Genomic DNA, 26,059 nt, shown 5'->3' with positions numbered 1-26,059 from the left:
CTAAATGGAACTAGCAGCAAGGAAAAAGACGTTTAAGTATGGAGAACTAAGTGTAACTGGTAAAGTTTTCGTTTATATTCTATTATTATTAGGTTTATGTTTATTTGGGTTTCCTGTGTATTGGATGATCTCTACGTCCCTTCAAACATTGGGACAGGTACATCAGCAGCTAATGTTTCCAAAAACATTTCAGTGGGATAACTATAAGGAGGTTTTCGGTACACATCCAATGGGGATGTATTTATGGAATACATCTTGGTATACATTCCTAAGTATGTTTGGAGCAGCGTTTTCTTCGTCACTTGTAGCATTTGCGTTTGCAAGGTTAAGAGCACGCGGAAGTACTGTTTTATTCGCCCTTATTTTAAGTACGATGATGATACCTGGTCAAGTAACAATGATTCCACAATATTTAATATTTAATAAGCTTGGCTGGATTGATTCCTATTTACCGTTAATTATCCCATCATTTGGAGCTAGTGCGTTCCTCATTTTCCTTCTAAGACAATTTTACTTAGGTATCCCGAAGGAATTAGATGAAGCGGTTAAAATAGATGGCGGCGGATATTTTACAATGTATTTCCGGATTATACTACCTTTATCTATTCCAGCGATTGCTACTGCAGGGATTATGGAATTTATGTATCGTTGGAATGACCTAATGGGACCATTAATCTATTTAAGCACACAAACGAAATATCCACTTTCATTAGGACTTGCAGCCTTTAGAGGTGCATATGGAACAACCCCGTGGAACTTATTAATGGCTGCATCTTTTGTAGCAGTAATACCACCATTAACATTATTTTTCTTTGCGCAGAAATACTTTATTCAAGGAATCGTCATTTCGGCTACAAAAGGATAATAGTCCGAAAATAAGAGACTGCCATAACGGTAGTCTCTTTAAACTTTTAATAGTTTATTTTTCCTTGAAAATGGTTTCGCTAAGTATAGTAAGATAGCAATATTAATTATTAATGAACACACCATGATGATAAATGGTAATCGCGGATCCATTTTATAAGCTAATCCTGCTATGACCCCTGCTGGTGAGATAAATAATAATAGGAACACTTGTAAAATGGAGTACATATTTGCGCGATTTGCGTCTTCGATTGAATTAGCGACCGCAGATTCCAAATATGGATTAGAGATGAGTACACCTGCAGCAGATAAAATTAAGCTAATAATGATAGGTGTTAAGCTGCTTCCCTTTGTTATGATTAAAATGACGTTTGCGATGATAGATAGCGAAAATCCAATCATCATATAATAATAATTAAGTTCCTCTTTAAATCTAGGAATGACAAAAAAGAGGAGGAAGAGCATACAAACGGATGATATGGCAGGGAATATGGAAATAGTTGATTCTGATACCGATAATGCTTCAACTATATATACATAAAGGTAAGTGTTCTGCATAACCATTTGGAAGTTGAAAAATATATAAACGGCAAAGATTAGTAATAAGCCGTTATTTCTAATGATTTTTTTCATGATACTTCCGTATTCAACTAATATGTCCTTTAAAGGTACGTTTTTTGATTCCTTTTGTTTTAACATCCCTATTTCTGTTTCATGAGTCATAAAATGCCGAGAGATAATCATGATTAGCATACATGTACCAGCGATAGCATACATGATTCGAACTGCAGGTATTAATGTCAATTTACTTACTAATAATCCTCCGAGCGGGGCAAATAATCCTCCGACTACACCAATGACTTGCAAAATAGTAAAAACAATCGATCGGTCTTTTGGTTTTGTGTCTTCTACTAGAAGACAAGTCCAAGCCGTTTGAGGAATTTTAAGAAATCCATTGAATATAGCAGCAAAAATAAAGAACCAAATATTTTGTGAGACTGCCCAAATATATACTGCCAGTGGCCAGCTAATAAAATCATAAATTAATAGAGCTTTTTTTCTTCCTAAACGATCTGTTAAAAAGCCGCTAATAAAGGAAGTGAAAATTTGAACGATTAAACCTAGACTTGCAATCATTCCAACTTGCGTTTTTCCAACACCTAGAGCAAGCATGTACACGGATACATATGGCAAGTACATACTGTAAGGAATAATGAATAATGGTTCTACAACCAAACAGGCTCGAGCATTTCCGGTAATTCTTTTGAACATAAAAAATCCTCATTTCAGTTAGCGTCAGAACTTCATAAAACTAGTATAGAGCATTTTCAAAAATAGTATAGATATTTTTTTAGTCATTAAAATAATGAAAATTAAATATGTTTTGTTTATACTATAAACAAATAGAAAGAGACTAAGGAGGAAAATATGAAAAGTGTAAAAGTAGGGATTATTGGATGCGGAAATATTAGTAGTATTTATTGCCAGGCCGGTCAAAAATTTGACGTGCTTGATATTGTCGCATGTGCGGACCTGGATTACGAACGTGCGAAAGCAAGAGCGGAAGAATACGGAATTCCTAAAGCATATACAGTTGATGAATTATTGGCTGATCCTGAGATTGAAATTGTTATTAATTTAACCATTCCGAAAGCGCATGCAGACGTTTGCATCGCGGCGCTTGAGGCAGGAAAACATGTGTATGTTGAAAAACCTCTAGCTGTTACACGCGAAGACGGACAAAGAATCCTAGATATTGCTAGGGAAAATGGCCTTTTAGTCGGCGGGGCACCAGATACATTTTTAGGCGGCGGGATTCAAACGTGTCGAAAGTTAATTGATGACGGTGTGATTGGCGAAGTAGTGGGTGCTACTGGATTTATGATGAGTCCAGGACATGAAAGCTGGCATCCAGACCCTGAATTTTATTATCAGGTTGGTGGAGGACCAATGTTTGATATGGGTCCATATTACATAACGGCTTTTATTAATTTACTAGGTCCTATTCGCAGGGTGACAGGATCTGTAAGAATCAGTTTTCCGGAAAGAACGATAACTAGTAAACCTAAACATGGACAAAAAATACACGTAGAAGTGCCTACTCATATTACAGGAATACTAGATTTTGAGAATGGTGCGATTGCAACCTTAATTACGAGTTTTGATGTTGCTGGTTCAAAGCTTCCAAATTTTGAAGTGTATGGTTCAAAGGGAACGATTCTTGTCCCAGATCCTAATACATTTGGCGGACCAGTATTTGTTCGTAAGCATGGCACTCAGGAATGGGAAGAAGTTCCTTTAACTCACGGATATGCTGATAACAGTAGAGGCGTCGGCGTTGCGGATATGGCATATGCTCTTAGGAGTGGCAGAAAACATCGTGCAAGTGGTGATTTAGCTTTCCATGTATTGGACGTTATGCATGGAATTCATGATGCTTCAACTAGTGGAACTCATTATGAGCTTGCGAGCACTTGTGAACAACCAAAGCCATTGCCAGTCGGGTTAAAAGAATACACATTAGATGACTAACAGAATAGTGAGGTAAGGAAGCGTTCCAATTTCGGAGTCCGCTTTCTTCTTTTTTTCAAAGTAAAGAAAATATAACTTTTTTATAGGCCAAAATTTTGAACTTAGACCATTATTGTCTAGCTCCAGCGCCTATCGACTAGCAAACTTCATGTCCTTCTTCCTACGATAAGTCAACATCGATTCACCTTAAAGGCTCATCGTGTTTCCTTTATCTCAGTCGAAGGCCTTGAAGTTTGTACGTCGATGGGCAAGGCGCTTGCGCTTTTCTTAATGAACGGGGAGTATGAATATGAAATCAAAAGGAAGAATATTATTTTATTTCGTCACGATGATGTATTGGTTTTCCATGTATACATATGTACCAATTCTTTCTCCTTATGTAGAACATTTAGGAGGCTCCATTTTTATGATTGGTCTTGTAGTTGGGAGTTATGGATTTACCCAATTGCTTGTCCGCATTCCATTAGGAATTTGGTCAGATCGCATTGGAAAACGAAAACTATTTATTATTGCCGGGATAGCTTGTGCTGTTTTGAGTAGCGTCGGACTTGCGATGACGACAAATGTTTGGGCGATTTTTGGATTTCGTTCTCTCGCTGGAGTAGCTGCCGCTAGCTGGGTAGCCTTTACCGTATTATTTGCAAGTTATTTTGAACCAGAGGAAGCCCCGAAAGCGATGGGGCTCATTAGTTTTTACACGAGTATTGGGCAAATGGCTGCTACGACACTAGGTGGATTTTTAGCAGAATATATTAGTTGGACAGCACCTTTTTATGCAGGTGCATTTGTCGGATTAATTGGATTGTTTTTAGCGCTTAAAATTGTTGAGATGCCTGCCCTTGATAGAAAGCCTGTTGAAATAAAAGAGTTAGTCAAAATGGGCGGAGAAAAATTATTATTATTTGTTTCATTAATGGCGGTTATCGTTCAGTGTATTACGTTTACAACGATGTTTGGATTCACTCCTCTTCATGCGGTCAGTTTAGGAGCCTCCAATGGTGATTTAAGTATATTGACGCTTTTATCGACATTGCCGAATGCGATTGCAGGCTATATGAGCGGGACTTTTTTTGTGAAAAAATATGGAGAAAAAAGAACGATTTTAATCGGTTTTTTGGCTGCGGGTATATGTACGATCTTGTTGCCATTTACAAATAGCTTATTACTATTGATCATCACGCAAGCTTTCAATGGCTTCGCTCAAGGCTTGATGTTCCCAGTATTAATGGGATTGGCCATACAATCTGTATCGGAAGAACGCAGAGCATCAGCAATGGGTTTTTTCCAAGCTATTTATTCACTTGGAATGTTCGGTGGGCCGTTTATAGCAGGTTGGATTGGTGAGGTGGCTAGTCTTTCAACCGGATTTATCATGATTGGTTGCTTAAGTTTTGCTGGTGCACTCGTAACGATCAAATGGATGCCTAGGAAAAAATTAAAAATGGTAGAATAAGATTTAAAGTGTTTTTGCATTTCTTGTATAAAATATTTAACAATTCAAAAGAAGGAACTCATATGGACACACAACAATCTACTAAAAGGAAAAAAGTCTCTTTTTGGACATTGTTTAACTTTTTTATTCCGTTAGGCATTTCTGCAAGTCTCGTTACGATATCACATGTCATCATTAATAGTACTCTCGCTCGTGCTGCTGATCCGGCAGTCGTCATTGCCAGTTATTCCGTTGCGATGAGTTTATTTGCCGTCTTTGAACGATGCGCCGTTATTTTACGGCAAACTTGTGCTACTCTCGTTCGAGATAGGCATTCCTTTAAATTAGTTTCACAGCTTACTATTTTTATATTATCCGCGATTTTGATATTAAGCTTTATTATCGCGTATTCGCCTATTGGAGAACTGTTTTTTTCGCGTGTTATGGGCGTAAAAGATCATATGCTTGCTCCAACTTTATCTGTTTATAAAGTTTTAATGTTCGTGACCATATTTTCCGGGATCCGTTGTCTCTTTCAAGGAGTCATCATTTCTAATTTACGTACGAAATGGTTAACGATTGGAATGGTTATCCGTTTAGTAGTAATGGCGGGTCTTTCGTGGGTCATCATACAGAATAACTGGGTAAATCATGGATATATTGGTGCGTATATATTTTTGGCAGGAATGGTCATTGAAGCACTTGTGAGCTTTATAGAAGGTCGCCAGCTCGTTAAAAAAATGCCTGCAAAAAAAGAGGATCATCATATCGTTAACCATATCCAAGTGAGAAAGTTTTATTCACCATTACTCATGGCTTCGCTGATAGCCGTTATTATTGCTCCAGCTACAAATGCTGTGTTAGGGGCAAGTGGGAAAGCGGAAATTGCGGTTGCATCTTATGCAGTAGCAGCCTCGGTTCTAAATTTATTGCTTAGTTTCTCTACTTATTTTCATCAAATCGTCATTAATTTTTATGACCAAGATACGAAAATGGTTATACGTTTTTCATTTATTTTTAGTTTTGTTCCTAGTCTTCTATTAATCGCGATTGCATTTTCTCCAGTAGGAGTCTGGGGATTACAACATATTATGGGTGTTTCTGGTGAACTACTAGATCAAAGCTTAATAGCGTTAAAATTTTTCATCATTTTCGCTTTGTGTTTTCCTTGGCTTGATTTTGTAAATGGAGTGTTGATGTTAAAAGGGCAAACAAAAGTATTGCAATTTTCACAGGCAGGAAATGTTTTCGTGACAATCGTAGTGCTACTATCTCTTCTATTCATAATGCCAAATGGCGGGGGAGTCATTGGGGCATTGGCACAATCAATAGGTGTTATGACTGAAGTGATTATTGCTTATATTTTTATGAGGAAATTTTTACATCAACCAATCATTGGAATCCGAATGAAAAAGCGTAGTCATGGATGACACACTATTGAGGTTGTTAGAAAGCTACAATAATATGAATGACAATAATTGTCCGATTCAACATTCAGAGATATCTAATTTTTGGGAAGGGGTTCGTATATGACTCAATTTAGAATTGTCATAGCTGGTTGTGGAGGAATGTCGCATCAATGGATTGAATACGCACTAACAAGAAATGATGCAGAAATTGTAGCTCTCGTTGATCTATATGAGGAAGCGGCAAAAAATACTGCGAGAAAATATTCTTTGGATTGCCATACATATACGGATGTAAGCACGGCCATTAGGGAAACGGATGCCAATATCGTTTTTGATGTTACGATTCCGGCTAGTCACAAAAATATTACAATTACTTCTTTATCGTTGGGATGCCATGTTTTCGGGGAAAAGCCGATGGGGGAGTCGATGCAGGACGCGATTGCCATGCAAAAGGCAGCTAAGGAATCAGGCAAAAGCTATGTAGTTATGCAGAATAGACGCTTCAATAAACAAATTAGAGCTTTTCGTGAATTAGTACAATCCGGTAAGATTGGGGATCAAGGTTTTATTAGTGCGGATTTTTTTCTCGGTCCACATTTTGGAGGATTTCGGGATGAAATGGATAATCCATTGATTCTCGATATGGCCATCCATTCATTTGATCAGGCAAGATTCATTTCGGGTGCCAATCCTGTTTCTGTTTACTGTCATGAATTTAATCCAGGAGGTTCATGGTACAAAGGGAACGCTTCTGCCATTTGTATTTTTGAAATGGATAATGGTGCTGTCTTTAATTATCGCGGATCGTGGAGTGCGGAAGGGGCGCCAACATCATGGGAATCCTCATGGCGTGTCGTAGGAAGTAAAGGGACTGCAATATGGGACGGAGTACTTTCTCCATATGCAGAAGTTCCAATACCAACCCATGAACACAAATTTTTACACGACTATCAAAAAGTTGAAGCAGCTCTGTCTTACACTGGGAAGGATGGTCATTTCGGCTGCCTAGATGAAATGTTTGCTTCCATAATAGAAGGTCGAAAAGCAGAGACAGACTGCACAGACAATATTCATAGTGTGTCAATGGTATATAAAGCAATCGAAAGCGCACGGACAGGTAAAAAAGTGTTTTTCTAAAGTTTCGTAAATAATTCTCAGATACGATTTCTGATTTCACAAGCAGAAATCGGGACTGAGAATTTTATTTGTATTCGAAAAAGAATAGGAATCTGTCCAATACACAGTCATATTGGACCAATTTTCAAAATCTGATTAAGCCCTGTCCAATATCTAAGACCAAAATTTTTAATCTATCACTATATGATTTACCGGGACCGTATATTTACTTTGACGAAATTGTCCGGGGGTCATGCCAACTTTTTTATGAAAAACTTTGCTAAAATAATTTCCGTTTGAGTAGCCTACTTGACTCGCAATTTCTTCAATAGGTAAATCGGATTGGCGAAGTAATTCAATCGCTTTATCCATTCGAATTTTCGTTAAATATTTTAGTGGTGTCATGCTGATGGTCCCATGGAACAATCTCGTAAAATGGTATTTGGAAAGACCTGATGCTTCTACCATATCATCTAAACCAATCGGATTATTATAGTGTTTTTGCGCAAATAATACAGCCTTGGATATCGATTCCGGCCATTTTTCGGCTGGAGAACCGATATTTTGAACAAATCGATTTAGTTCCATTAAGAATGAATATCCAAATGCAGACGCCTGATAAGCGTCTGTTATTTTTTGGTCTACCGCCGATTCAAAAATCTTTAATAATAATTTGATAGGTTCCGATTCAGGTGAAAAGGTAATAATATAGCCAATATTTTCATTAATAAAATCAAATGTTTTTTGTGCTTCGTTCCCGTAAAGCGTAATGTGGATGAATTCCCATCGCTCACTGTTAGTAGGAAAAAAATAGCGATGTTTACTAGGGATTTTCACTAAAAAAGCTTGCCCGGCTGACAAAGAATATTCTTTGGGTCCTACTTGAATCATCCCTTGCCCTGATAAAGTATATTGAAATACACATTTTCCAACTTCACTTCTTTTTAAACCGTCCCAGTCATAAGATGGGGAGGTAACTTCTTCCCATCCTATCGAGTGGATGCCTACAATCTTTTTTTGATGCTCTCCTTTAAAACGAAAACCGAAAGATTCATAGTTTTTATGTTGATGATTTATGAGCAATATTTTACCCTTCTTTCATATGTTTTTACCATTGTAAGTGAGTAATATTACTTCTATGATGAATATATCAAGCATTTTAACATATTGCTATAGAAAATATATATAGCAATAAGTTACATTTTATAAAAATGGAGGCTTTGACATGTCAAAAATTACTTTTCTAGGTGCAGGAAGTACAGTTTTTGCAAAGAATGTTCTTGGAGACTGTATGCTTGTTCCAAGTATGCAAGGTTTTGAATTTGCTTTATTCGATATTGATCATGAGAGATTAAAAGACTCAGAAAATATGTTGAATAATTTAAAAGAGTCGTCAAAATCGACGGTAACTGTAAAGGCTTACACTGACCGCAAAGAAGCTTTGCGCGGTGCGAAGTATGTAATCAATGCAATTCAGGTAGGAGGATACGATCCTTGTACGATTACAGACTTTGAAATTCCTAAAAAATACGGTTTACGCCAAACGATTGCTGATACACTTGGGATTGGTGGGATTTTTAGAAACTTAAGAACGATTCCAGTTATGTTGGATTTTGCAAAAGATATGCAAGAAGTGTGTCCAGATGCATGGTTCTTAAACTATACAAACCCAATGGCAGTACTTACGGGTACAATGATTCGCTATGGCGGCATTAAAACCGTCGGACTCTGTCATAGTGTACAAGTATGTGCAGATCATTTGCTTAAATCTCTTGATATGCCGACAGATAACTTGCATTGGAAAATTGCTGGTATTAACCATATGGCTTGGTTATTGGAAATTGAGCGAAATGGTGAAGACTTATATCCGGAAATTAAAAGACGTGCTGAAGAAAAACAAAAAACAAAGCATGATGATATGGTTCGCTTTGAATTAATGAGGAAGTTTGGTTACTATGTAACGGAATCTTCTGAGCATAATGCTGAATATCATCCGTATTTCATTAAGAGCCGCTATCCAGAACTAATTGATCAGCTTAATATTCCTCTTGATGAATATCCGCGTCGCTGTATTAACCAGATTGAAGGCTGGAAAAAGATGCGCGCTGACTTAGTTAATAATAAAAACCTTGAGCATACTCGCTCACATGAATATGGTTCTTATATCATTGAGGCAATGGAAACAAACGTGCCATATAAAATTGGCGGAAACGTATTAAATACTGGCCTCATTACGAACCTTCCAGAGAAGGCAGTAGTTGAGGTGCCATGTCTTGTGGACAGCAGCGGTGTTACTCCAACATATGTTGGTGATCTTCCAGAACAACTTGCAGCATTAAACCGTACAAACATCAATACACAGCTTTTAACGATTGAAGCTGCAATTACAAGGAAAAAAGAGCATATTTATCATGCAGCCATGTTAGATCCACATACTGCAGCAGAATTATCGCTTGATGATATCGTTGCACTATGTGATGATCTCATTGAAGCTCATGGCGACTGGTTGCCAAAGTTTAATTAATAATCAGGCGATTGAAACTTGTAGTAGGATATAAAAACAATAGGCTACCCAAAAATGTGGGTAGCCTAAGTTTGTACACAAATCAATTTTTAACTACATTCAGACTAGTTAAAAACGTTTGTCTTTCAAGGCGTAGAGCCTTCTGAGGAGCGGTGTTTCCATATTTAGGAAATGGCCAGCAAGAAGGTGAGCAACGAAGAAAGCAAGCGTTTGTCAACAGTCTGAGGCTACCCTAAATGGGTAGCCTACTTATTAACTAGCTTCTTGAGTTTCTTGATTTAATTGAATTAATGACTCAATTCTATGAAAGGATCTATGGCATAAAGCATAGATTAGATAGAAACCAACGCTCCAAATAATGATAGTCGACATAGGGATAACGTAGCTGATGAAAGCGGTTAAAAGAAAGATTATCCCGCAAAGAAGTGTCACCCAGAGCTGACTAATAGAAAAAAAGAATGAATTTTTTACTAGTGTTAAGAAACGAGTCTTATAGTGTACCATGATAGGAAGCAGGAAAACGGACGTCATTAAGAAAATTAAACAAATGAACGATAACGCGGATACCATAATTACCTTTACTGTTCCTGACATTTGCAAGGTAATCATAAAGTTAAAATAGAACATAAGGGCGAATAGAAACCAGACAAGTCCTAACAGGAAACTTTGTAAGAAATTTTCTTTAAATAAAGTAAAGAAAGGTTTGAATACTCCCGTATCTTTTTTCTGAACCCATTGCCTGACTACTCCAAACATTGCGGCTGTGGCAGGGAATATCGTAATGATCGGAATGCACATAATAAACCACAACAAATTTAAAAAGAAAAAATTAGTGAGTTTTTCCAAAAAACGATATAAACCGCCATCGATACTAAAAATATTCATTTTCCACACCCTTTAGTTTAATAGTCTCTGTAATACAAAAATAACACGATTATTTTATAAAGGCAATGAGTAGGAAAGTGAAAAATTGGAACTTTTTCTTTTAAAAAAATTCTATTTATCTATTGATTAATTTAAAAGCCTAGATTATTATGAAAATTGTAACCGTTATCTGAAATCGATTTCAGTTTTAATATTTCAGATAATTGTTCAGTTTATACTTGCAGGGAGGAGGAATATGCCGACAATCTCCGACGTAGCTCGATTAGCAGGACTATCGAGGGCGACTGTATCTAGAGTAATTAATCATCATCCCTACGTTTCAGAAGAAAAAAAGGAATCAGTTTTGAAAGCAATGCGGGATTTGGGATACATACCAAATTCTGCCGCACAGAATTTAAGGAAACAGAAAACCAATATTATAGCCGTTTTGGTTCCAAGACTGACAAATCCGTTTTTTGCTTATTTAGTCGAAAGTTTAGAGGAAAAAGCCGCAGAAAACGGACTGCAAATTTTAATATGCAATACGAAGTATGATAAGCAACGAGAATTGGATTTTTTAAGATATTTAAAATCGAAGCAAGTTGATGGCGTCATTATGGCGTCGATTGAAAACAGATGGGATGTAATTGAAGGAATCACCTTAAGCGGCCCCATTGTTCTTTGTAATGAGTACAGCCCGGAAGCGAAAGTGCCTTCTGTACGCTTAAATCAATATCAAGGAGGGTATATGGGAACCTCTTATTTGGTTAAGCAAGGATACACAAAAATCGGTTATTGTTGGGGTGGAATCCTCAGCGGTCTAGCTCACGACCGGTATCACGGCTATGAAAAAGCCATGGGAGAAAAAGGTTTGCCGATAAATAGAAACTGGTTATTTGAAAAAGCCTTCTGTATCGAAGATGGCAGGAGGATCATGAATAAAATAGCTAGTATGGCAAATAAACCCGAAGCATTATTTACTGGTAGTGATGAAGTCGCTGCTGGAGTTATTGCCGAAGCAAAGAAATTAGGATTAAGAGTGCCGGAAGATATAGCAGTCATTGGTTTTGACGATCAGTCTATAGCTGAAGTGATCGAGCCGGGCCTCACAACCATTCGTCAGCCTATTGCAGAGATAGGTGCGAAAACAATGGAAGTCATAATCAACCTACTAACAGATGAACAGATACCTACTAAAAAAATTTACGAACTTCCGTTAGAACTAATTGTAAGGGAATCAAGCTAAAAAAATGAGGGGGAATTACTGAATGAAAAAGAAATGGTCATTATTAAAAGTTATTCCAGTTTTTCTTATTCTATTATTAGTAGTTTCAGGCTGTGGTGGCAGTAAATCAGGCGGCGGCTCAGGAAAAAAGGTTGAATTAACAATGGCCGCTTGGGGAAATCCAGCAGAGATTAAAGTGTATCAAAAAGGTGTGGATGCATATATGAAGGAGCATCCAAACGTAAAGATCAAATTAGTCCCTGTACCAGGTGATAACTATGAGGAAAAATTGTTAACAGAGTTATCAGGTGGTAAGTCACATGATGTTTTCTATGTTGGTGACAATACGATGCCAAAACTAGTTGAAACTGGTAAAATTGCAGATTTAACGGATTTCCTAGATAGTTCTGCAAGCTATGTAAAAGCAAGTGATTTTGCAGACGGTTTATGGGGAGCAGCTAGAAAAGATGGTAGAATATACGGTGTTTCCGTTGACAATAATCCATTAGTCATGTACTACAACAAAAAGGTTCTTGCAGATGCAGGCATAGATAAATCTCCACAAGAGCTTTATGATGCAGGCGAATGGAATTGGCAGGCATTTGAAGACATGACATCTAAAATCAATGCAGCTGGAAACAAAGGTTTTGTTGCGGACGGTTGGACTGCACACTTATTTTCTTGGATATGGTCCAATGGCGGACAAATTTACGATGATGAAGGAAATATGATTTTAGAAGAAAATGAAAAAGCGCAGGAAGCATTTAAATTCCTTGAAAGAAACATTAAAAATGGTAATTTCACTTATTCAGGCTCCCTACCAAAAGGACAAGGTGCAGACGCGATGTTTATGTCAAACCAAGTTGGATTTGCAGCGGCAGGTCGTTGGTGGACTCCAATGTTCAGCGAAAACAAATCATTGGAATTTGACTATATTCCATGGCCAACGAATACTGGCAACAAAATGGAGCCTGCAGCAATTGCAATCGCTTATATGTCCGTTGCCAAAGATTCCAAAAATGTTGAAGAAGCAATGAAGTTCATGTCATTTTATACATCAGCAGAAGGACAAAAAGCTCGTCTTGAAGGAAATGGAAACGCGGTTCCGTCTGTAAATGGTGTTGACGAATTGATCACAGATGATGCGGTTCCAGAGCATGCAAAATATTTAATAGACGCTCGTGAAATTGGTGTCGTTGAAGATAAGCAAGTTCAAGTTCCAGGTTTAGAACAAGAACTCCGCGATATAATGGAATTAATGTATCTCGGAAAACAAGATGCAGACAAAACTATTGCAGATTTTTCTAAAAAGGCAAAAGAGAAGATCGCTGAGCATAAAGCAAAGTAATCAACATCAAGAACAATAATTGAAAGAAAGGGAGAGTTAGCCCTTTCTTTCAATAGTTTGAGAGGATGAGTTCATGAGGAAGCATAATAATTTATGGGGTTATTTCTTTTTAACTCCGCAATTAATAGGACTTCTTGCATTTTCTGTTATTCCACTAGGCTTTGCACTTGTTTTAAGTTTTATGAAATGGGATGGATTTGGAGCTAAAACATTTGTGGGATTAGGTAATTTTATTGGACAGTTTCAAAATCCAGTGTTTTGGAAAGCTTTATGGAATACAACACTATATACAATCCTTACGGTTCCAGTTGGTGTAGCATTATCACTCTTGCTTGCTCTTGCTTTAAATAGAATTAAAGGTAAGGAATTGTATCGGGTTTTCTTCTTTATGCCAGTTGTCACAAGTTCCGTTTCAATTGGTGTCATTTGGATGTGGATATTAAATGGTGACTTTGGAATTTTAAATCAATTTCTCGGTTATATTGGAATTGAAGGGCCACAATGGCTGACAGATACAAGAATAGTCATGATTTCAATTGCAATGCTAAGTATTTGGTGGCAGGTTGGTTATAATATGGTCATTTTTCTTGCGGGACTACAAGGGGTTTCAAACAGCTACTATGAAGCAGCAGAAATTGATGGAGCCTCTAAGTTTCAAAAGTTTAAAAATATTACGTTACCGCTTATTTCACCTACTACGTTTTTCGTTTCAATTATGTCCATTATTGGATCGTTCCAGGTCTTTGACCAAGCCTTCGTTATGACAAGTGGGGGCCCTGCGAAAGCGAGCTACACTCTCGTATATCATGTTTACCAAACCGGCTTTCAGAATTTTAAATGGGGAGAAAGCACTGCGGTAGCGATGATATTATTTGTCATCATCTTAATCTTTACACTCATTCAATTTAGAGTTTCTAAAAGGTGGGTTCACTATGAAGGCTAGTACAGTTGAAATGAATACACGTCCAGTGGTGGTTCAGAAAAAGAAATTCAAATTTAAGTTTTCCACTCTTCTTGCTCATGTAGGCTTAATAATTGCTTCCGCTATTATGGTTTTTCCTTTCTTGTGGACAATTAGCAGCTCGTTAAAAGATATATCACAAATATTCATTGTTCCTCCAGAGTTCATTCCAAAGCCGTTCGTTTGGTCGAATTACCCAGCATCATTACAGGCAATGCCATTTGGACTGGCCTATTGGAATAGTTTCTATATTACTATTTTAGTAGTAGGTTTCCAGTTATTTACTGGATCCATGGCTGCTTATGCATTTGCAAAAATTCGCTTCAGGGGATCGAATTTGCTTTTCATGTTCTTTTTGGCAACGATGATGATTCCGAAGCAAGTTACGATGATACCTACATTTATGATTATGGATTCAATTGGCTGGCTCGATACACACTTGCCGCTAATTGTGCCGGGCGCATTGTTTAATGCTTTTGCTGTATTTTTATTAAGACAATTTATTATGGGGATTCCAAATGAATTGGAAGAAGCAGCAGTGATGGATGGGGCGAATCCTTTAAGAATTTATTGGAGTGTTATACTTCCATTAGTTAAACCAGCCCTGGCTGCCGTTGGAATTTTCATTTTTATGGGATCGTGGAATAACTTCTTGGAGCCATTGATTTATTTAACTACACCAGAGCTCTTTACTGTTCCTTTACTATTAAACTACTTTAAAGGACTTTACGTAACTGACTGGGCATTAATGATGGCTGGTTCAACGATTTCCATTATCCCTGTCTTGCTTATATACATTATTGCGCAGAAACAAATCATTGAAGGGGTAGCGTTGACTGGTATAAAAGGATAATTTTTTCCTAAAGAACCTTGGTACTATACCGAGGTTCTTTTTTTATGATTTTTTTAAAAAAAATCTTAAAATTTTATCAAAAATATATTGACTGTGCATTGTTAAGTGTGATATATTTTTATATTTGACTAATTTAAGGTTAAGTGATATCCTAAATATATAGAAAATTTAGGAGTGATGAATTGTTTCAAATTGGTGATAAAGTTTTTTATCCTATGCATGGAGCAGGTGTCATCAAAGCCATTGAAGAAAAAGAAATACTTGGGGAACGACGTCAGTATTATGTAATATCTATTCCTATCAGTAATATGAATGTTATGATTCCGATGCAATCAATCGGAATGGCAGGATTAAGATTAGTGGTTGATAATAAGACGATGAAAAACATTCTTTTTGATTTCCATAATGAAGAACCGACTTGTAGTCTTCCTTGGAAGGAAAGATACAAACAAAATATGGAGAAATTAAAGACAGGAGATATGACCAATAGTGCTGAGGTTGTTCGGGATTTATTATATCTCCAAAAAGATAAAGTGCTCAATACGAGTGAAAAACAAATGCTAAATGATGCTTCCAAAATATTAATTAGTGAAATAAGCATGATCAAAGACATAAGCGAGACACAGGCTGCAGATTTGTTAGTCATTTAGAATGAAAAATGGATTCTCTTGAGAGAGAATCCATTTTTTATTTTTCTTTTGATTGACTCATAGGTGTACAAACAATAGGATAGAATTAACCTAGATTTTTAAGGAAGTGGTTGTTAACATGCTAAAGACATTAAAGCCCTATAGATGGCAAATAGGTGCTGTCATTTTATTAACACTGGCTGGAATTTTACTAGAGTTATTATTACCAACCTTGATGGCGAATGTTGTTGACATTGGAATTGTAAACGGTGACATCCCATACATAATAAAGACTGGAGTTTATATGATCCTTAGTGCGTTAGCTGCTGTTTTTCTGACTGTGGGAGTGTCCTTTTTTGCCTCTCGAGTGGCACTTGGGTTTGGGAAAGATGTAAGAAGGAGCTTATTTGTACATGTTGAAAGCTTTTCTTTACAAGCATTTGAAAAAATCGGAACAGCATCTTTAATTACAAGAACGACAAATGATATTAAGCAAGTGCAGGATGTTTTGAATATGGTTTTGCGTATGATGACCCGTGCACCTTTAATGCTGGTTGGTGGTATTATTCTTGCAGTCACAAGGGATCCAGGCCTATCACTCATCTTTTTGGCTGCCTTGCCGATTCTGGCATTGCTTATTTTTGTTATTTCAAGAAAAGCTATCCCATTGTTTGTGTCTTTACAAAAAAAGACGGATCGTCTAAATCTTATCGTTAGGGAGAATCTTACTGGAATACGTGTCGTTCGCGCTTTTAACAAAGTAAATTTCGAAAAAAATCGTTTTAATACTGCGAATGAGGATTTCCGTGATACAGGGATTAAAGTCAACAAGCTAATGGCACTTATCTTTCCAGTCATGATGATTGTCATGAATTTTACGAGCATTGCCATCGTTTGGTTTGGCGCTATCCGTATTGATAATGGTTTATTGCAAGTTGGAAATTTAATGGCTTTTCTACAATATGCGATGATGATATTATTTTCTTTAATCATGCTATCGATGGGATTTATTATGATCCCTCGCGCCCAAGCATCAGTAAAAAGGATTAATGAAGTATTAAACATGGAAGCGGAAATAGTTGATCCGGAAAATCCAAGGGAAATAGCGAATATGAGAGGGTATGTTGAATTCAAAAATGTTTCATTTCGCTATGAAGGTGCTGAAAAACCAGTACTTGAAAATATTACGTTTAAGGCACAGCCAGGGGAAACAACGGCCATTATAGGTAGTACTGGATCTGGAAAATCAACTCTCATTAAATTGATTTCCCGTTTTTATGATGTCGAAGACGGAGCTGTATTTATTGATGGGGTAAATGTAAATGAAATGACGCAGCAAGCCCTCAGAAACAAAATTGGTTATGTACCACAACAAGCTTCTTTATTTAGTGGGACAATTACGGATAATCTTCAATATGGAAAAGAAGATGCGAATGATGAAGAGATTATGGATGCTCTTGAAACTGCGCAGGCAATCGATTTTGTTATGGAAAAAGAAGAGGGGATACATGCAAAAATAGAACAAGCTGGAGCTAATTTGTCAGGTGGGCAAAAACAACGTCTTTCAATAGCACGAGCACTTATTCGGAAGCCGGAAATTTATCTCTTTGATGACAGCTTTTCTGCTTTGGATTATAAGACCGATGCAAAATTAAGAGCGGCATTAAAGCAGATTACAGAGCATGCGACAATCATTTTAGTTGCTCAGCGTGTCAGCACAGCAATCAATGCGGATCAAATTATTGTCCTAAATGAAGGTAAGATAGCAGGAATTGGGACACATCGTGAATTACTTGCAGATAATAAAATTTATCAAGAAATTGTTTCATCCCAACGTACAGAGGAGGAGGGCGCATGAGTAACGATAATCAAAGAAGAATGGCACCTCCTAGAAGACATGGTGGCGGTCCACCGTATATGATGCCAGGTGAAAAACCAAAGGAATTTAAAAAGACGTTAAAGCGGTTAGTAGGATACTTGAAGCCAAGAAAATATCAGTTAATTTTAGTGGCGATTGCAGCTATATTTTCTACATTATTTAATGTAATAAGCCCAAAATTACTCGGAAATGCAACAACGTCTATATTTTCGAGTATTACAAAAGGAATTGGAATCGATTTTCCATTTTTAAGCAAGTTACTATTAATATTAATTGGGCTATACGCATTATCTGCTCTATTTGCCTATTTGCAGCAATACATTATGGCGGGCGTATCACAAAAGACAACTGCTGAACTTCGTCAAGCTGTGAATGAGAAGTTGACGAAACTACCTTTGCGTTATTATGATCAGCATCCACACGGGGACGTACTCAGCAGAGTTATTAATGATATCGATAATATTAATAACTCCATTCAACAAGCATTATCACAATTAATTACATCGGCAATCATGATCATTGGAACGATAATCATGATGCTTGTGATTAGTCCTTTATTAACGTTGGTGGCGCTTGTGACCTTGCCTTTAAGTGCGTTTGCTATTCGCTTTATAGCTTCGTTCTCTCAAAAGCATTTTGTAAACCAGCAAAAGGAACTAGGTAATGTCAATGGCCATATAGAAGAAATGTTTTCGGGTCATCAAGTTGTAAAGGCTTTTGGCAAGGAGAAAGCATCGATTGAAAAATTTGACGAAATGAATGAAAGATTATATGAGTCAGGATGGAAAGCTCAGTTTATTAGTGGAATAATGATGCCGCTAATGACGTTTGTTGGAAATATCGGGTATGTTTTTGTCAGTATTGCTGGGGGAATTCTAGTATTAAATCGAAGTATCTTTTTAGGGGATGTCCAAGCATTTATTCAGTATACACAACAATTATCACAGCCGATGGCACAGGCTGCCGGAATTGCCAATATGATTCAAACAGCTCTTGCTTCAGCGGAGAGGGTGTTTGCATTATTGGATGAGGAAGAAGAGAGGGTAGAAGAACCTGCAGCAGTTAACTTGGATCAACTCGAAGGAAAAATATCCTTTGATCATGTTCGATTTGGGTATGACCCAGAAAAGCCAGTTATTAAGGATTTGTCTTTAGAAGTAAAATCTGGGCAAACGATCGCTATTGTCGGACCTACTGGAGCCGGAAAAACGACAATTATCAATTTGCTTATGAAATTTTACGAGATTGATAACGGTAATATAATGATTGATCATATTAGTATTCGAGAATTGACACGAGAGCAAGTAAGGTCAATGTTTGCCATGGTGTTACAGGATACATGGCTTTACAATGGAACGATTCGCGATAATATTGCGTATGGTCGTGATCAAGCAACGGATGAAGAGATTATCAAAGCGGCAAAAAGCGCATATGCAGACGACTTTATTCGAACATTGCCTGATGGGTATAAAACGGTTCTAACAGAGGATGCTTCTAATATATCTCAAGGGCAGCGTCAATTATTAACGATTGCAAGAGCCATTTTAGCGAATCCTAAAATTCTTATTTTAGATGAAGCGACAAGTAGTGTCGATACGAGAACAGAAATGAATATTCAACTTGCGATGAACGAACTTATGGTTGGACGAACGAGCTTTGTTATTGCTCACAGACTTTCTACTATTCGCGATGCCGATATTATTTTAGTAATGAATGAAGGAGATATTATAGAGAAGGGTTCTCATGAAGAGTTACTTAGCCAGAATGGATTTTATGCAGATCTATATAGGAGTCAATTTTCAGAGACGAGTGCAGGTTAGAAGTAAAATAGATACAACCCATTGAATTATTTCAATGGGTTGTTTTATGTAAAAATTCTAATAATTCATCCTAGTATTTAGTATAATAAATAAAAAAGGTTGGTGGGGGTACATATGGACTACAAAAATATGACTTTAGAAGAATTGAAGAATGATTTAATAAGCGAAGCGCAAAAGGGGCATCCATTTTTTCTTGCTGGAGCTCTTTATTGGTTAGCTATGGGGATTATAGGCTTTTGGCTAGAAGGCCAACAACTGGCCATGATTTACTTAATTGGAACATGCAGTATTTTTCCATTGGCGATATTGTTTGGAAATATACAAAAGATTAACATTCTATCAAAAAATCCATTAGGCGTACTAGGTGGAATCATTGGAGGAATTCAGGCATTTTATTTGCCAATCTGGGTTGTCGTGTATATGGAACACTATGAATGGCTTCCAATGGCGATAGGAGTATTAGGAGCATCGCATTTCCTGCCATATTTATGGATATACAAAAGCAGAGCGTATTTGCTTTTTACGATTTCCATGGCACTAGTTTCCTTTATTTTTGGTTATGTACTAATTGATCAAGCATTTCTATCATTACCGTTTATACTGATGGGATTATACCTATTAATGGTATTAGTATTAATAATGGAGACAAAAGATTTTAAGAGCAAGACGTCGATAAATATATCATAAATAACAAAAGCCAGGATAAAAATCCTGGCTTTTGTTAATATCAGTCCCCTTTAGGGTCTAACGCATCACGTAATCCATCTCCAACAAAGTTAAAGCATAAAACAGTTAGTAAGATGAGTAAACCTGGAAATGCAGGGTACCATGGAGCTTTTAAAAGTACGGTATAGTTCTGTGCATCTTGAAGCATGTTGCCCCAGCTTGGAGTTGGGGGTTGAACTCCTAATCCAAGGTAGCTCAAAGCTGCTTCAGAAAGAATAACTCCACCGACCAATAATGTAGCTGCTACAATAATTGGTCCCATTGCATTCGGTAGAATGTGACTAAAGATTATTTTGGATGCCCGTGTTCCTATCGTTCTAGAGGCAAGCACGAATTCTCTAGACCTTAACGAAAGGAATTCCCCACGAACCAATCTGGCTGTACTTGTCCACGATGTTAAGGCAAAGATGATAATCAACTTATCCCAACCTGGTTGAAAAATCGTTACGATTGTAATAAGCAAAAATAAACTTGGAATAGAGATAACGATATCTACAAATCTCATTAGAATCGCATCAATAAGACCACCGTAATAGCCAGCAAGGGCACCAATTGATGTCCCTATGATAAGGGCACCAGCAACAGATCCAAAGGCAACTAGCAAGGAGATTCTTCCACCGAAAAGTAAACGAGAGAAAATATCACGTCCAAAGCGGTCGGTACCAAGCCAATATTCATCACTTGGCGGTTTTAACTTTGCTTTCATATTAACAGCTTCATGGTCATAAGGAGCAATTAATGGTGCAAGTACGGATAGCAGAATAATAATAATTAGAATAATCGCACCAATGACCGCTAACTTATTTTTGAAAAATTTACGGAAAAATATTCTTGTTAATGTTTCCGGTTTTTGTTGTTGGGGATTTAATTCGAGTTGATCTGTAGCAGAATTTGTTGACATATTAAATCCCTCCCTAATATTCAATACGCGGATCAAATATTGCATATAAAATATCCGCTACTAAATTTCCGATTACAACAAAAACTGCAGAAATGACGGTAAGCGCCATAATGACTGGATAATCACGAGTAAATGCCGATTCAATGAATAAACGACCAAGTCCCGGCCAGCTAAATACGTTCTCAGTAATAGCCGCTCCACTTATAAAAGATGGAATCATTAGGCCGAAAATCGTAATGATTGGGATTAACCCATTTCGAAGACCGTGTTTTAAAACGACCTTATTTTCTTTAAAACCTTTAGATTTTGCAGTTCTGATATAATCTTGTTGCAGTACATCAAGCATACTAGAACGTGTATAACGTGTTAAAGCAGCCATATCAGCAGCAGCCAATACAAATGCCGGCATGATTAGATGGTGAATTCGATCCCATATACTAAATGGAGCATTAAGTGTTGCTACTCCACCAGTTGGAAACCATTTAAGTTGTAATCCAAAAAAGATAATCATCATTAATCCAAGCCAAAAGTTTGGAGTAGCTACACCAAGAAATGAACCGACCGTGACGGTGTAATCTCGTATGGTATAAGGCCGCATGGCAGAAAATATACCCAAAGGTACGGCAATGAGGATTGCTAGTATAGTGGAAACACCCATTAGTAATAAAGTATTTGGCAAACGAGCCATAATCATTTCACTGACAGGAACACCGCGTTCAATGATGGAAGTGCCAAAATCGCCTTGCGCCATTTTTCCAAGCCATACTACGTATTGTTTTGGAATAGGATCGTCTAAGCCGTATTTTTCCCTGAATTTGGCTTGGTCCGCAGGTTTTAAAGTTGGATCCATCATTAATGTTGTAGGGTCTCCTGGTGCTAATTGAATAATGGCAAATGATAAGATCGAGATACCGAGCAATAACGGAATGGCCATCAGCGTTCGACGAATAATATAGGTAATCATTGCCTATTCTCCTTCCAATTGAATCATCTATCTAATATATACAGCTATAGACCCGTATATTAGCTTTCGATTTTATAATCACAGAAAAAAGGGGAAGCGGACAATCCTTTCCCCCTTTTTTTCAAAACTTCTTATTTCTTTAACCACCATTTATGTGGATGGTAGATAAAGTTTTTAGCATGGAACTCATAACCTTGAAGGTTAGCTGGCATAGCACGATACTCTTCTGGATAGTAAAGGAAGCTATATGGTTGATCCTCTGCAATACCTGCTTGGATTTTTCCAATTTCTTCTTTACGTTTTTCTTTATCTCTTTGTTGTAATTGTCCATCCATTAATTTATCTAGCTCTGGGTTAGAGTAACCAGCAAAGTTTAATCCTTCAGCAATTTCTTTCGTATGGAAAATACCACTTGGGTCTGGATCTGTTGCAAGGCTCCAACCTAGAACGATTGCATCAAAATTCCATACACCTGGATCGATATCAGCGATTAATGAGCTGAATTCTACGATCATTGGTTTAACTTCGATACCAACTTCTTTTAATTGAGCTTGAAGAAGAACTGTGATATCTTCACGAACTTTGTTACCTTGGTTTGTTTTTACTTCAAATGAGAAACGTTTTCCATCTTTTTCAAGGATGCCGTCAGCACCTGGTTTCCAACCTGCGTCAGCAAGCATTTTCTTAGCTTTTTCAGGATCGTATTCAAACTTAGGTACATCAGGATTGTAAGCCCAGCTTAATGGACTTTCTGGAACGTCAGCAACTTCACCTTTTCCGTCCATAATCTCATCAACAATTTGCTCACGGTCGATTGCATGAGTAATCGCTTGACGAACTTCTTTATCTTTGAATAGGTCATTACGTAGGTTATAACCTAAGAAAGTGTAAGAAAGTGCAAGACCATGCTCAAGTTTGATTCCAATGGAATCTGCAAAGCTTTCAACTGTTTCAACATCGGATTGAGGTACTCCAGCCCAGAAATCAATGTCTCCGTTTTGAAGTTGAGTTAACATTGCGTTTGCATCTGGAACTATTTTCATTGTAATAGTATCCAAATGTGGGCGACCTTGATAGAAGTCGTCAAATGCTTCTACTTTTACATATTCACCTGGTTTATTTTCAACGAATTTAAATGGACCAGATCCAATAGGATTTTTTGTATTAAATTCATTCGTTCCTAGGTCAGCAATTGGAACATCTTTAAGGATATGCTCAGGAAGAATTCCGAAGCTTAATCCAACAGATGGGAATTGTACATCAACTTGTTTAAGGTTGAATTTTACAGTTAAGTCATCCACTTTCTCAACGCTTTCCAAAGATTCAAAATAAGATTTACGAGGACCATCATAGTCGTCGCTTAATGGAATATTGTAAGTGAATACAACGTCATCTGCAGTTAAAGGTTCACCGTCATGGAATTTAATTCCGTCACGAAGTTTAACTGTATAAGTAAGGCCGTCTTCAGATTCTTCTACACTTTCAGCCATAGCATCATCAGTAGTAGGATTGAACTCTAAGTCTGAGCCGATTAGGCTGTCAAAGATAAGAGTTTCTACGTCAGAGCTGACGCTGTCGTTTGAATAAAGCGGGTTAAATAAAGTAGGTTTACCACTTGACCCGATAATTAAATCTCCGCCATCAACTGGCTTATCGTCTTCTGGTGCTTTTTCTTCAGTTTTTCCACCGCTAGAACCATTTTCACTTCCCTTGTTGTCGTCGCTTGGCGCAGCATTATTGCCACCACAAGCAGCCAAAAACATGGAAAGTACAAGCATCATGCTTATTAAAAGCCATGCAGGTTTTTTCATTGTTTTCCCCCCGTAAAAATATTAATTTCATAGTCATGCATACAACAGCTAGAATGTTTTAAATGCATCTCCCCCTTTCAAGTGTCAGTTTCATTACTTATCTTGATATAAATGACAAGCAACGAAATGTTCAGGTTTTACTTCTTGAAAATTAGGGGCTACTTTTCTACAAATGTCCATAGCCATCGGGCAGCGTGTATGGAATACACAACCAGAAGGCGGATTTGCTGGACTAGGTAGCTCTCCTTTTAAAACAATTCTTTCGCGTGTCGGAACACCTTTTTTTCGAGGTACTGGCACAGCGGAAAGAAGTGCTTGCGTATAAGGATGCAAAGGTTCTCCATATAAATCAGCTTTTGGAGCCATTTCCATCATTTTCCCTAGATACATAACGCCAACACGGTCACTAATATGACGGACGACACTTAAGTCATGGGAAATGAATATATAAGTAAGACCAAATTCATCTTGTAAATCTTCCATCAAGTTAATGATTTGGGCTTGAATGGAAACGTCAAGTGCGGATACTGCCTCGTCTGCAATAATTAGATCAGGATTTAAGGTCAATGCGCGAGCAATACCTATTCTTTGGCGTTGACCACCAGAGAATTCATGTGGATATCGGTTAATAAATGATGGGTTAAAACCAACACGATCAAGCAATTCCGCTATCTTTTCTTCGCGACCTTTACGATTATACATTTTATGCGTAATCATTGGTTCGCTTAAAATAGATTTCAATGTTTTCCTTGGATTCATCGAAGCGTAAGGGTCTTGGAAAATCATTTGAATGTTTTGGCGAACGGAACGGCGTAATTCATTCTCTGACATTTTGGAAATATCTTGGTTGTTAAAAATGATATTCCCTTCAGTCGGTTCGTACAACCGGATAAGTGTTCGACCTGCAGTTGATTTTCCACAGCCTGACTCACCAACAAGGCCAAGTGTTTCTCCTTTTTTTACATAAAGAGATATCCCATCTACTGCTTTTACATGTCCAACTGTCCGTTGGAGGACGCCAGCTTTAATAGGAAAGTGTTTTTTTAAATTATTTACCTCTAACAAATATTCTGAATCTTTACTATTAGAGAGGCTTTGTTTGTTCTCAACAAGTGTTGTCATACGTTTGCCTCCTCCTTATCGTATAAAAAGCAGCGAACTGATCGTTTTCCATCAATAGACATTAAGCTTGGAACTTCTTGGAGGCAACGATCGAAAGCATGTGGACATCGCGGTGCAAATCGGCAACCTTTAGGGAAGTTATCTGGTGAAGGTACATTACCTTGAATAGGGATTAAACGTTCCGTATCTCCATCAAGTGAAGGGATAGATTCCATTAATCCTACTGAATATGGGTGAAGCGGCTCATCAAATAGTTCTTCTACAGGTGCTTCTTCTACTACTTGACCACAATACATAACAAGTACTTTATCGGCGATATCTGAAACAACGCCTAAATCGTGAGTTATAATTAATATAGAAGTATTTGTTTTTTCACTTAATTCTTTCATTAGATCTAGAATTTGAGCTTGAATCGTAACGTCAAGTGCGGTAGTAGGCTCGTCCGCAATCAGTAATTTGGGATTACAGCTCATCGCAATTGCTATCATTACACGCTGTCTCATCCCACCGGATAAACGATGTGGGTAGTCATGAATAATTTCTTCGGCACGAGAAAATCCTACCATTTTTAATAAGTCTATTGCTTTTCGCGTAGCTTCTTTTTTAGACATTTTTTTATGGTAAATGAGAACTTCGGTAATTTGTTCACCGATTGTTAATACAGGATTTAACGATGTCATTGGCTCTTGGAATATCATAGAGATATCATTTCCTCGAACTTTGCACATTTCGTTTTCCGATAATTTTGCTAAGTCAGTTCCGTTAAATAAAATTTCTCCATCTACAATCTTTCCAGGAGGACTTGGAATTAATCTCATAATAGAGAGGGAGGTAATACTTTTTCCTGATCCCGACTCACCAACTAGAGCTACTGTTTCACCTTCGTTAATTTTTATATCAACGCCATCAACAGCGGGGATAACTTTTTTTCTATTGAAAAAATGTGTCTTTAAATTTTTGACTTCCAACAATGTAGTCAATTTAAAAGTCACCTTCCTTGTTCTAAGACTATTTAACTATAAATCGCGATATTAATAGATTGTATAATAGATATATAAATTGCTCAATAAAATAAATCG

22 protein-coding genes are annotated in these 26,059 nt (G+C 37.3%); 14 read left to right on the top strand and 8 right to left on the bottom strand.

Annotated elements, in window-relative coordinates:
- Positions 1–4 precede the first annotated feature (4 nt).
- Complete coding sequence (locus KHA97_RS09465; protein ID WP_213124513.1) at positions 5–865, top strand: carbohydrate ABC transporter permease; 861 nt, start codon at positions 5–7, stop codon at positions 863–865.
- A gap of 38 nt (positions 866–903) precedes the next feature.
- Here KHA97_RS09465 and KHA97_RS09460 read toward each other — a convergent pair whose 3' ends face one another.
- Positions 904–2,136, bottom strand: coding sequence for an MFS transporter (locus tag KHA97_RS09460; protein WP_213124512.1), 1,233 nt, complete (start codon positions 2,134–2,136; stop codon positions 904–906).
- Between the two features lie 156 nt (positions 2,137–2,292).
- Between KHA97_RS09460 and KHA97_RS09455 the strand changes: the two genes are divergently transcribed.
- From KHA97_RS09455 to KHA97_RS09440, 4 genes are all read left to right on the top strand, one after another.
- A complete protein-coding gene (locus tag KHA97_RS09455) occupies positions 2,293–3,396 on the top strand; it encodes a Gfo/Idh/MocA family protein (RefSeq protein WP_213124511.1) in 1,104 nt (367 codons plus the stop codon).
- Between the two features lie 289 nt (positions 3,397–3,685).
- Positions 3,686–4,849, top strand: a complete 1,164-nt coding sequence (locus KHA97_RS09450) for an MFS transporter (RefSeq protein WP_213124510.1) — start codon at positions 3,686–3,688, stop codon at positions 4,847–4,849.
- Positions 4,850–4,911: 62 nt separating this feature from the next.
- Positions 4,912–6,258: a multi antimicrobial extrusion protein MatE gene (locus tag KHA97_RS09445; protein WP_213124509.1), complete on the top strand. Its 1,347-nt coding sequence runs from the start codon at positions 4,912–4,914 to the stop codon at positions 6,256–6,258.
- A 99-nt stretch (positions 6,259–6,357) separates the two neighbouring features.
- Positions 6,358–7,374 carry a Gfo/Idh/MocA family protein gene (locus KHA97_RS09440; protein ID WP_213124508.1) on the top strand — a complete coding sequence of 339 codons (1,017 nt, stop codon included), beginning with the start codon at positions 6,358–6,360 and terminating at the stop codon, positions 7,372–7,374.
- Positions 7,375–7,542: 168 nt separating this feature from the next.
- Here KHA97_RS09440 and KHA97_RS09435 read toward each other — a convergent pair whose 3' ends face one another.
- Positions 7,543–8,436 carry an AraC family transcriptional regulator gene (locus tag KHA97_RS09435; RefSeq protein WP_213124507.1) on the bottom strand — a complete coding sequence of 298 codons (894 nt, stop codon included), beginning with the start codon at positions 8,434–8,436 and terminating at the stop codon, positions 7,543–7,545.
- 142 nt (positions 8,437–8,578) lie between these two features.
- Between KHA97_RS09435 and melA the strand changes: the two genes are divergently transcribed.
- The gene (gene melA, locus KHA97_RS09430; protein ID WP_213124506.1) at positions 8,579–9,877 is read left to right on the top strand and encodes an alpha-glucosidase/alpha-galactosidase; all 1,299 of its coding nucleotides are present in this window, start codon (positions 8,579–8,581) and stop codon (positions 9,875–9,877) included.
- A gap of 252 nt (positions 9,878–10,129) precedes the next feature.
- Here the strand turns inward: melA and KHA97_RS09425 are convergent, their stop codons facing one another.
- Positions 10,130–10,762, bottom strand: coding sequence for a YesL family protein (locus KHA97_RS09425; protein ID WP_213124505.1), 633 nt, complete (start codon positions 10,760–10,762; stop codon positions 10,130–10,132).
- 235 nt (positions 10,763–10,997) lie between these two features.
- Here KHA97_RS09425 and KHA97_RS09420 point away from each other — a divergent pair, with 235 nt between their 5' ends.
- The 8 genes from KHA97_RS09420 to KHA97_RS09385 all read left to right on the top strand — a co-directional run bounded on the left by KHA97_RS09420 (position 10,998) and on the right by KHA97_RS09385 (position 20,143).
- A complete protein-coding gene (locus tag KHA97_RS09420) occupies positions 10,998–11,987 on the top strand; it encodes a LacI family DNA-binding transcriptional regulator (RefSeq protein WP_213124504.1) in 990 nt (329 codons plus the stop codon).
- A 22-nt stretch (positions 11,988–12,009) separates the two neighbouring features.
- Positions 12,010–13,314, top strand: coding sequence for an ABC transporter substrate-binding protein (locus KHA97_RS09415; RefSeq protein WP_213124503.1), 1,305 nt, complete (start codon positions 12,010–12,012; stop codon positions 13,312–13,314).
- A gap of 73 nt (positions 13,315–13,387) precedes the next feature.
- On the top strand, positions 13,388–14,257 hold the full coding sequence (locus tag KHA97_RS09410) for a carbohydrate ABC transporter permease (protein ID WP_213124502.1): 870 nt from the start codon (positions 13,388–13,390) through the stop codon (positions 14,255–14,257).
- Positions 14,258–14,267: 10 nt separating this feature from the next.
- Positions 14,268–15,128: a carbohydrate ABC transporter permease gene (locus KHA97_RS09405; protein ID WP_233713513.1), complete on the top strand. Its 861-nt coding sequence runs from the start codon at positions 14,268–14,270 to the stop codon at positions 15,126–15,128.
- Between the two features lie 182 nt (positions 15,129–15,310).
- Complete coding sequence (locus KHA97_RS09400; protein WP_213124500.1) at positions 15,311–15,778, top strand: CarD family transcriptional regulator; 468 nt, start codon at positions 15,311–15,313, stop codon at positions 15,776–15,778.
- Positions 15,779–15,896: 118 nt separating this feature from the next.
- Entirely contained in the window at positions 15,897–17,615 is a 1,719-nt protein-coding gene (locus tag KHA97_RS09395) for an ABC transporter ATP-binding protein (RefSeq protein ID WP_213124499.1), read from the top strand.
- Between the two features lie 20 nt (positions 17,616–17,635).
- Positions 17,636–19,456 (top strand): ABC transporter ATP-binding protein, encoded by a 1,821-nt coding sequence (locus tag KHA97_RS09390; protein ID WP_213125719.1) that lies wholly within the window; start codon positions 17,636–17,638, stop codon positions 19,454–19,456.
- A 114-nt stretch (positions 19,457–19,570) separates the two neighbouring features.
- Entirely contained in the window at positions 19,571–20,143 is a 573-nt protein-coding gene (locus KHA97_RS09385) for a DUF7010 family protein (RefSeq protein WP_213124498.1), read from the top strand.
- Positions 20,144–20,183: 40 nt separating this feature from the next.
- Here the strand turns inward: KHA97_RS09385 and opp4C are convergent, their stop codons facing one another.
- The 5 genes from opp4C to KHA97_RS09360 all read right to left on the bottom strand — a co-directional run bounded on the left by opp4C (position 20,184) and on the right by KHA97_RS09360 (position 25,960).
- Positions 20,184–21,083 (bottom strand): oligopeptide ABC transporter permease, encoded by a 900-nt coding sequence (opp4C, locus tag KHA97_RS09380; RefSeq protein ID WP_213124497.1) that lies wholly within the window; start codon positions 21,081–21,083, stop codon positions 20,184–20,186.
- A 13-nt stretch (positions 21,084–21,096) separates the two neighbouring features.
- On the bottom strand, positions 21,097–22,047 hold the full coding sequence (locus KHA97_RS09375; RefSeq protein ID WP_213124496.1) for an ABC transporter permease: 951 nt from the start codon (positions 22,045–22,047) through the stop codon (positions 21,097–21,099).
- A 131-nt stretch (positions 22,048–22,178) separates the two neighbouring features.
- On the bottom strand, positions 22,179–23,858 hold the full coding sequence (locus tag KHA97_RS09370; protein WP_213124495.1) for a peptide-binding protein: 1,680 nt from the start codon (positions 23,856–23,858) through the stop codon (positions 22,179–22,181).
- A gap of 93 nt (positions 23,859–23,951) precedes the next feature.
- Positions 23,952–24,980, bottom strand: a complete 1,029-nt coding sequence (locus KHA97_RS09365) for an ABC transporter ATP-binding protein (RefSeq protein WP_213124494.1) — start codon at positions 24,978–24,980, stop codon at positions 23,952–23,954.
- A complete protein-coding gene (locus tag KHA97_RS09360; RefSeq protein ID WP_213124493.1) occupies positions 24,977–25,960 on the bottom strand; it encodes an ABC transporter ATP-binding protein in 984 nt (327 codons plus the stop codon). Before KHA97_RS09360 ends, KHA97_RS09365 begins: the two co-directional genes overlap by 4 nt.
- Positions 25,961–26,059: the final 99 nt, after the last annotated feature.

Origin of the sequence: Lederbergia citri (genome assembly GCF_018343625.1) — a bacterium.
GTDB classification, from domain to species: Bacteria; Bacillota; Bacilli; order Bacillales; family Bacillaceae_C; genus Lederbergia; species Lederbergia citri.
This window is presented reverse-complemented; position numbering and strand designations above follow the sequence as displayed.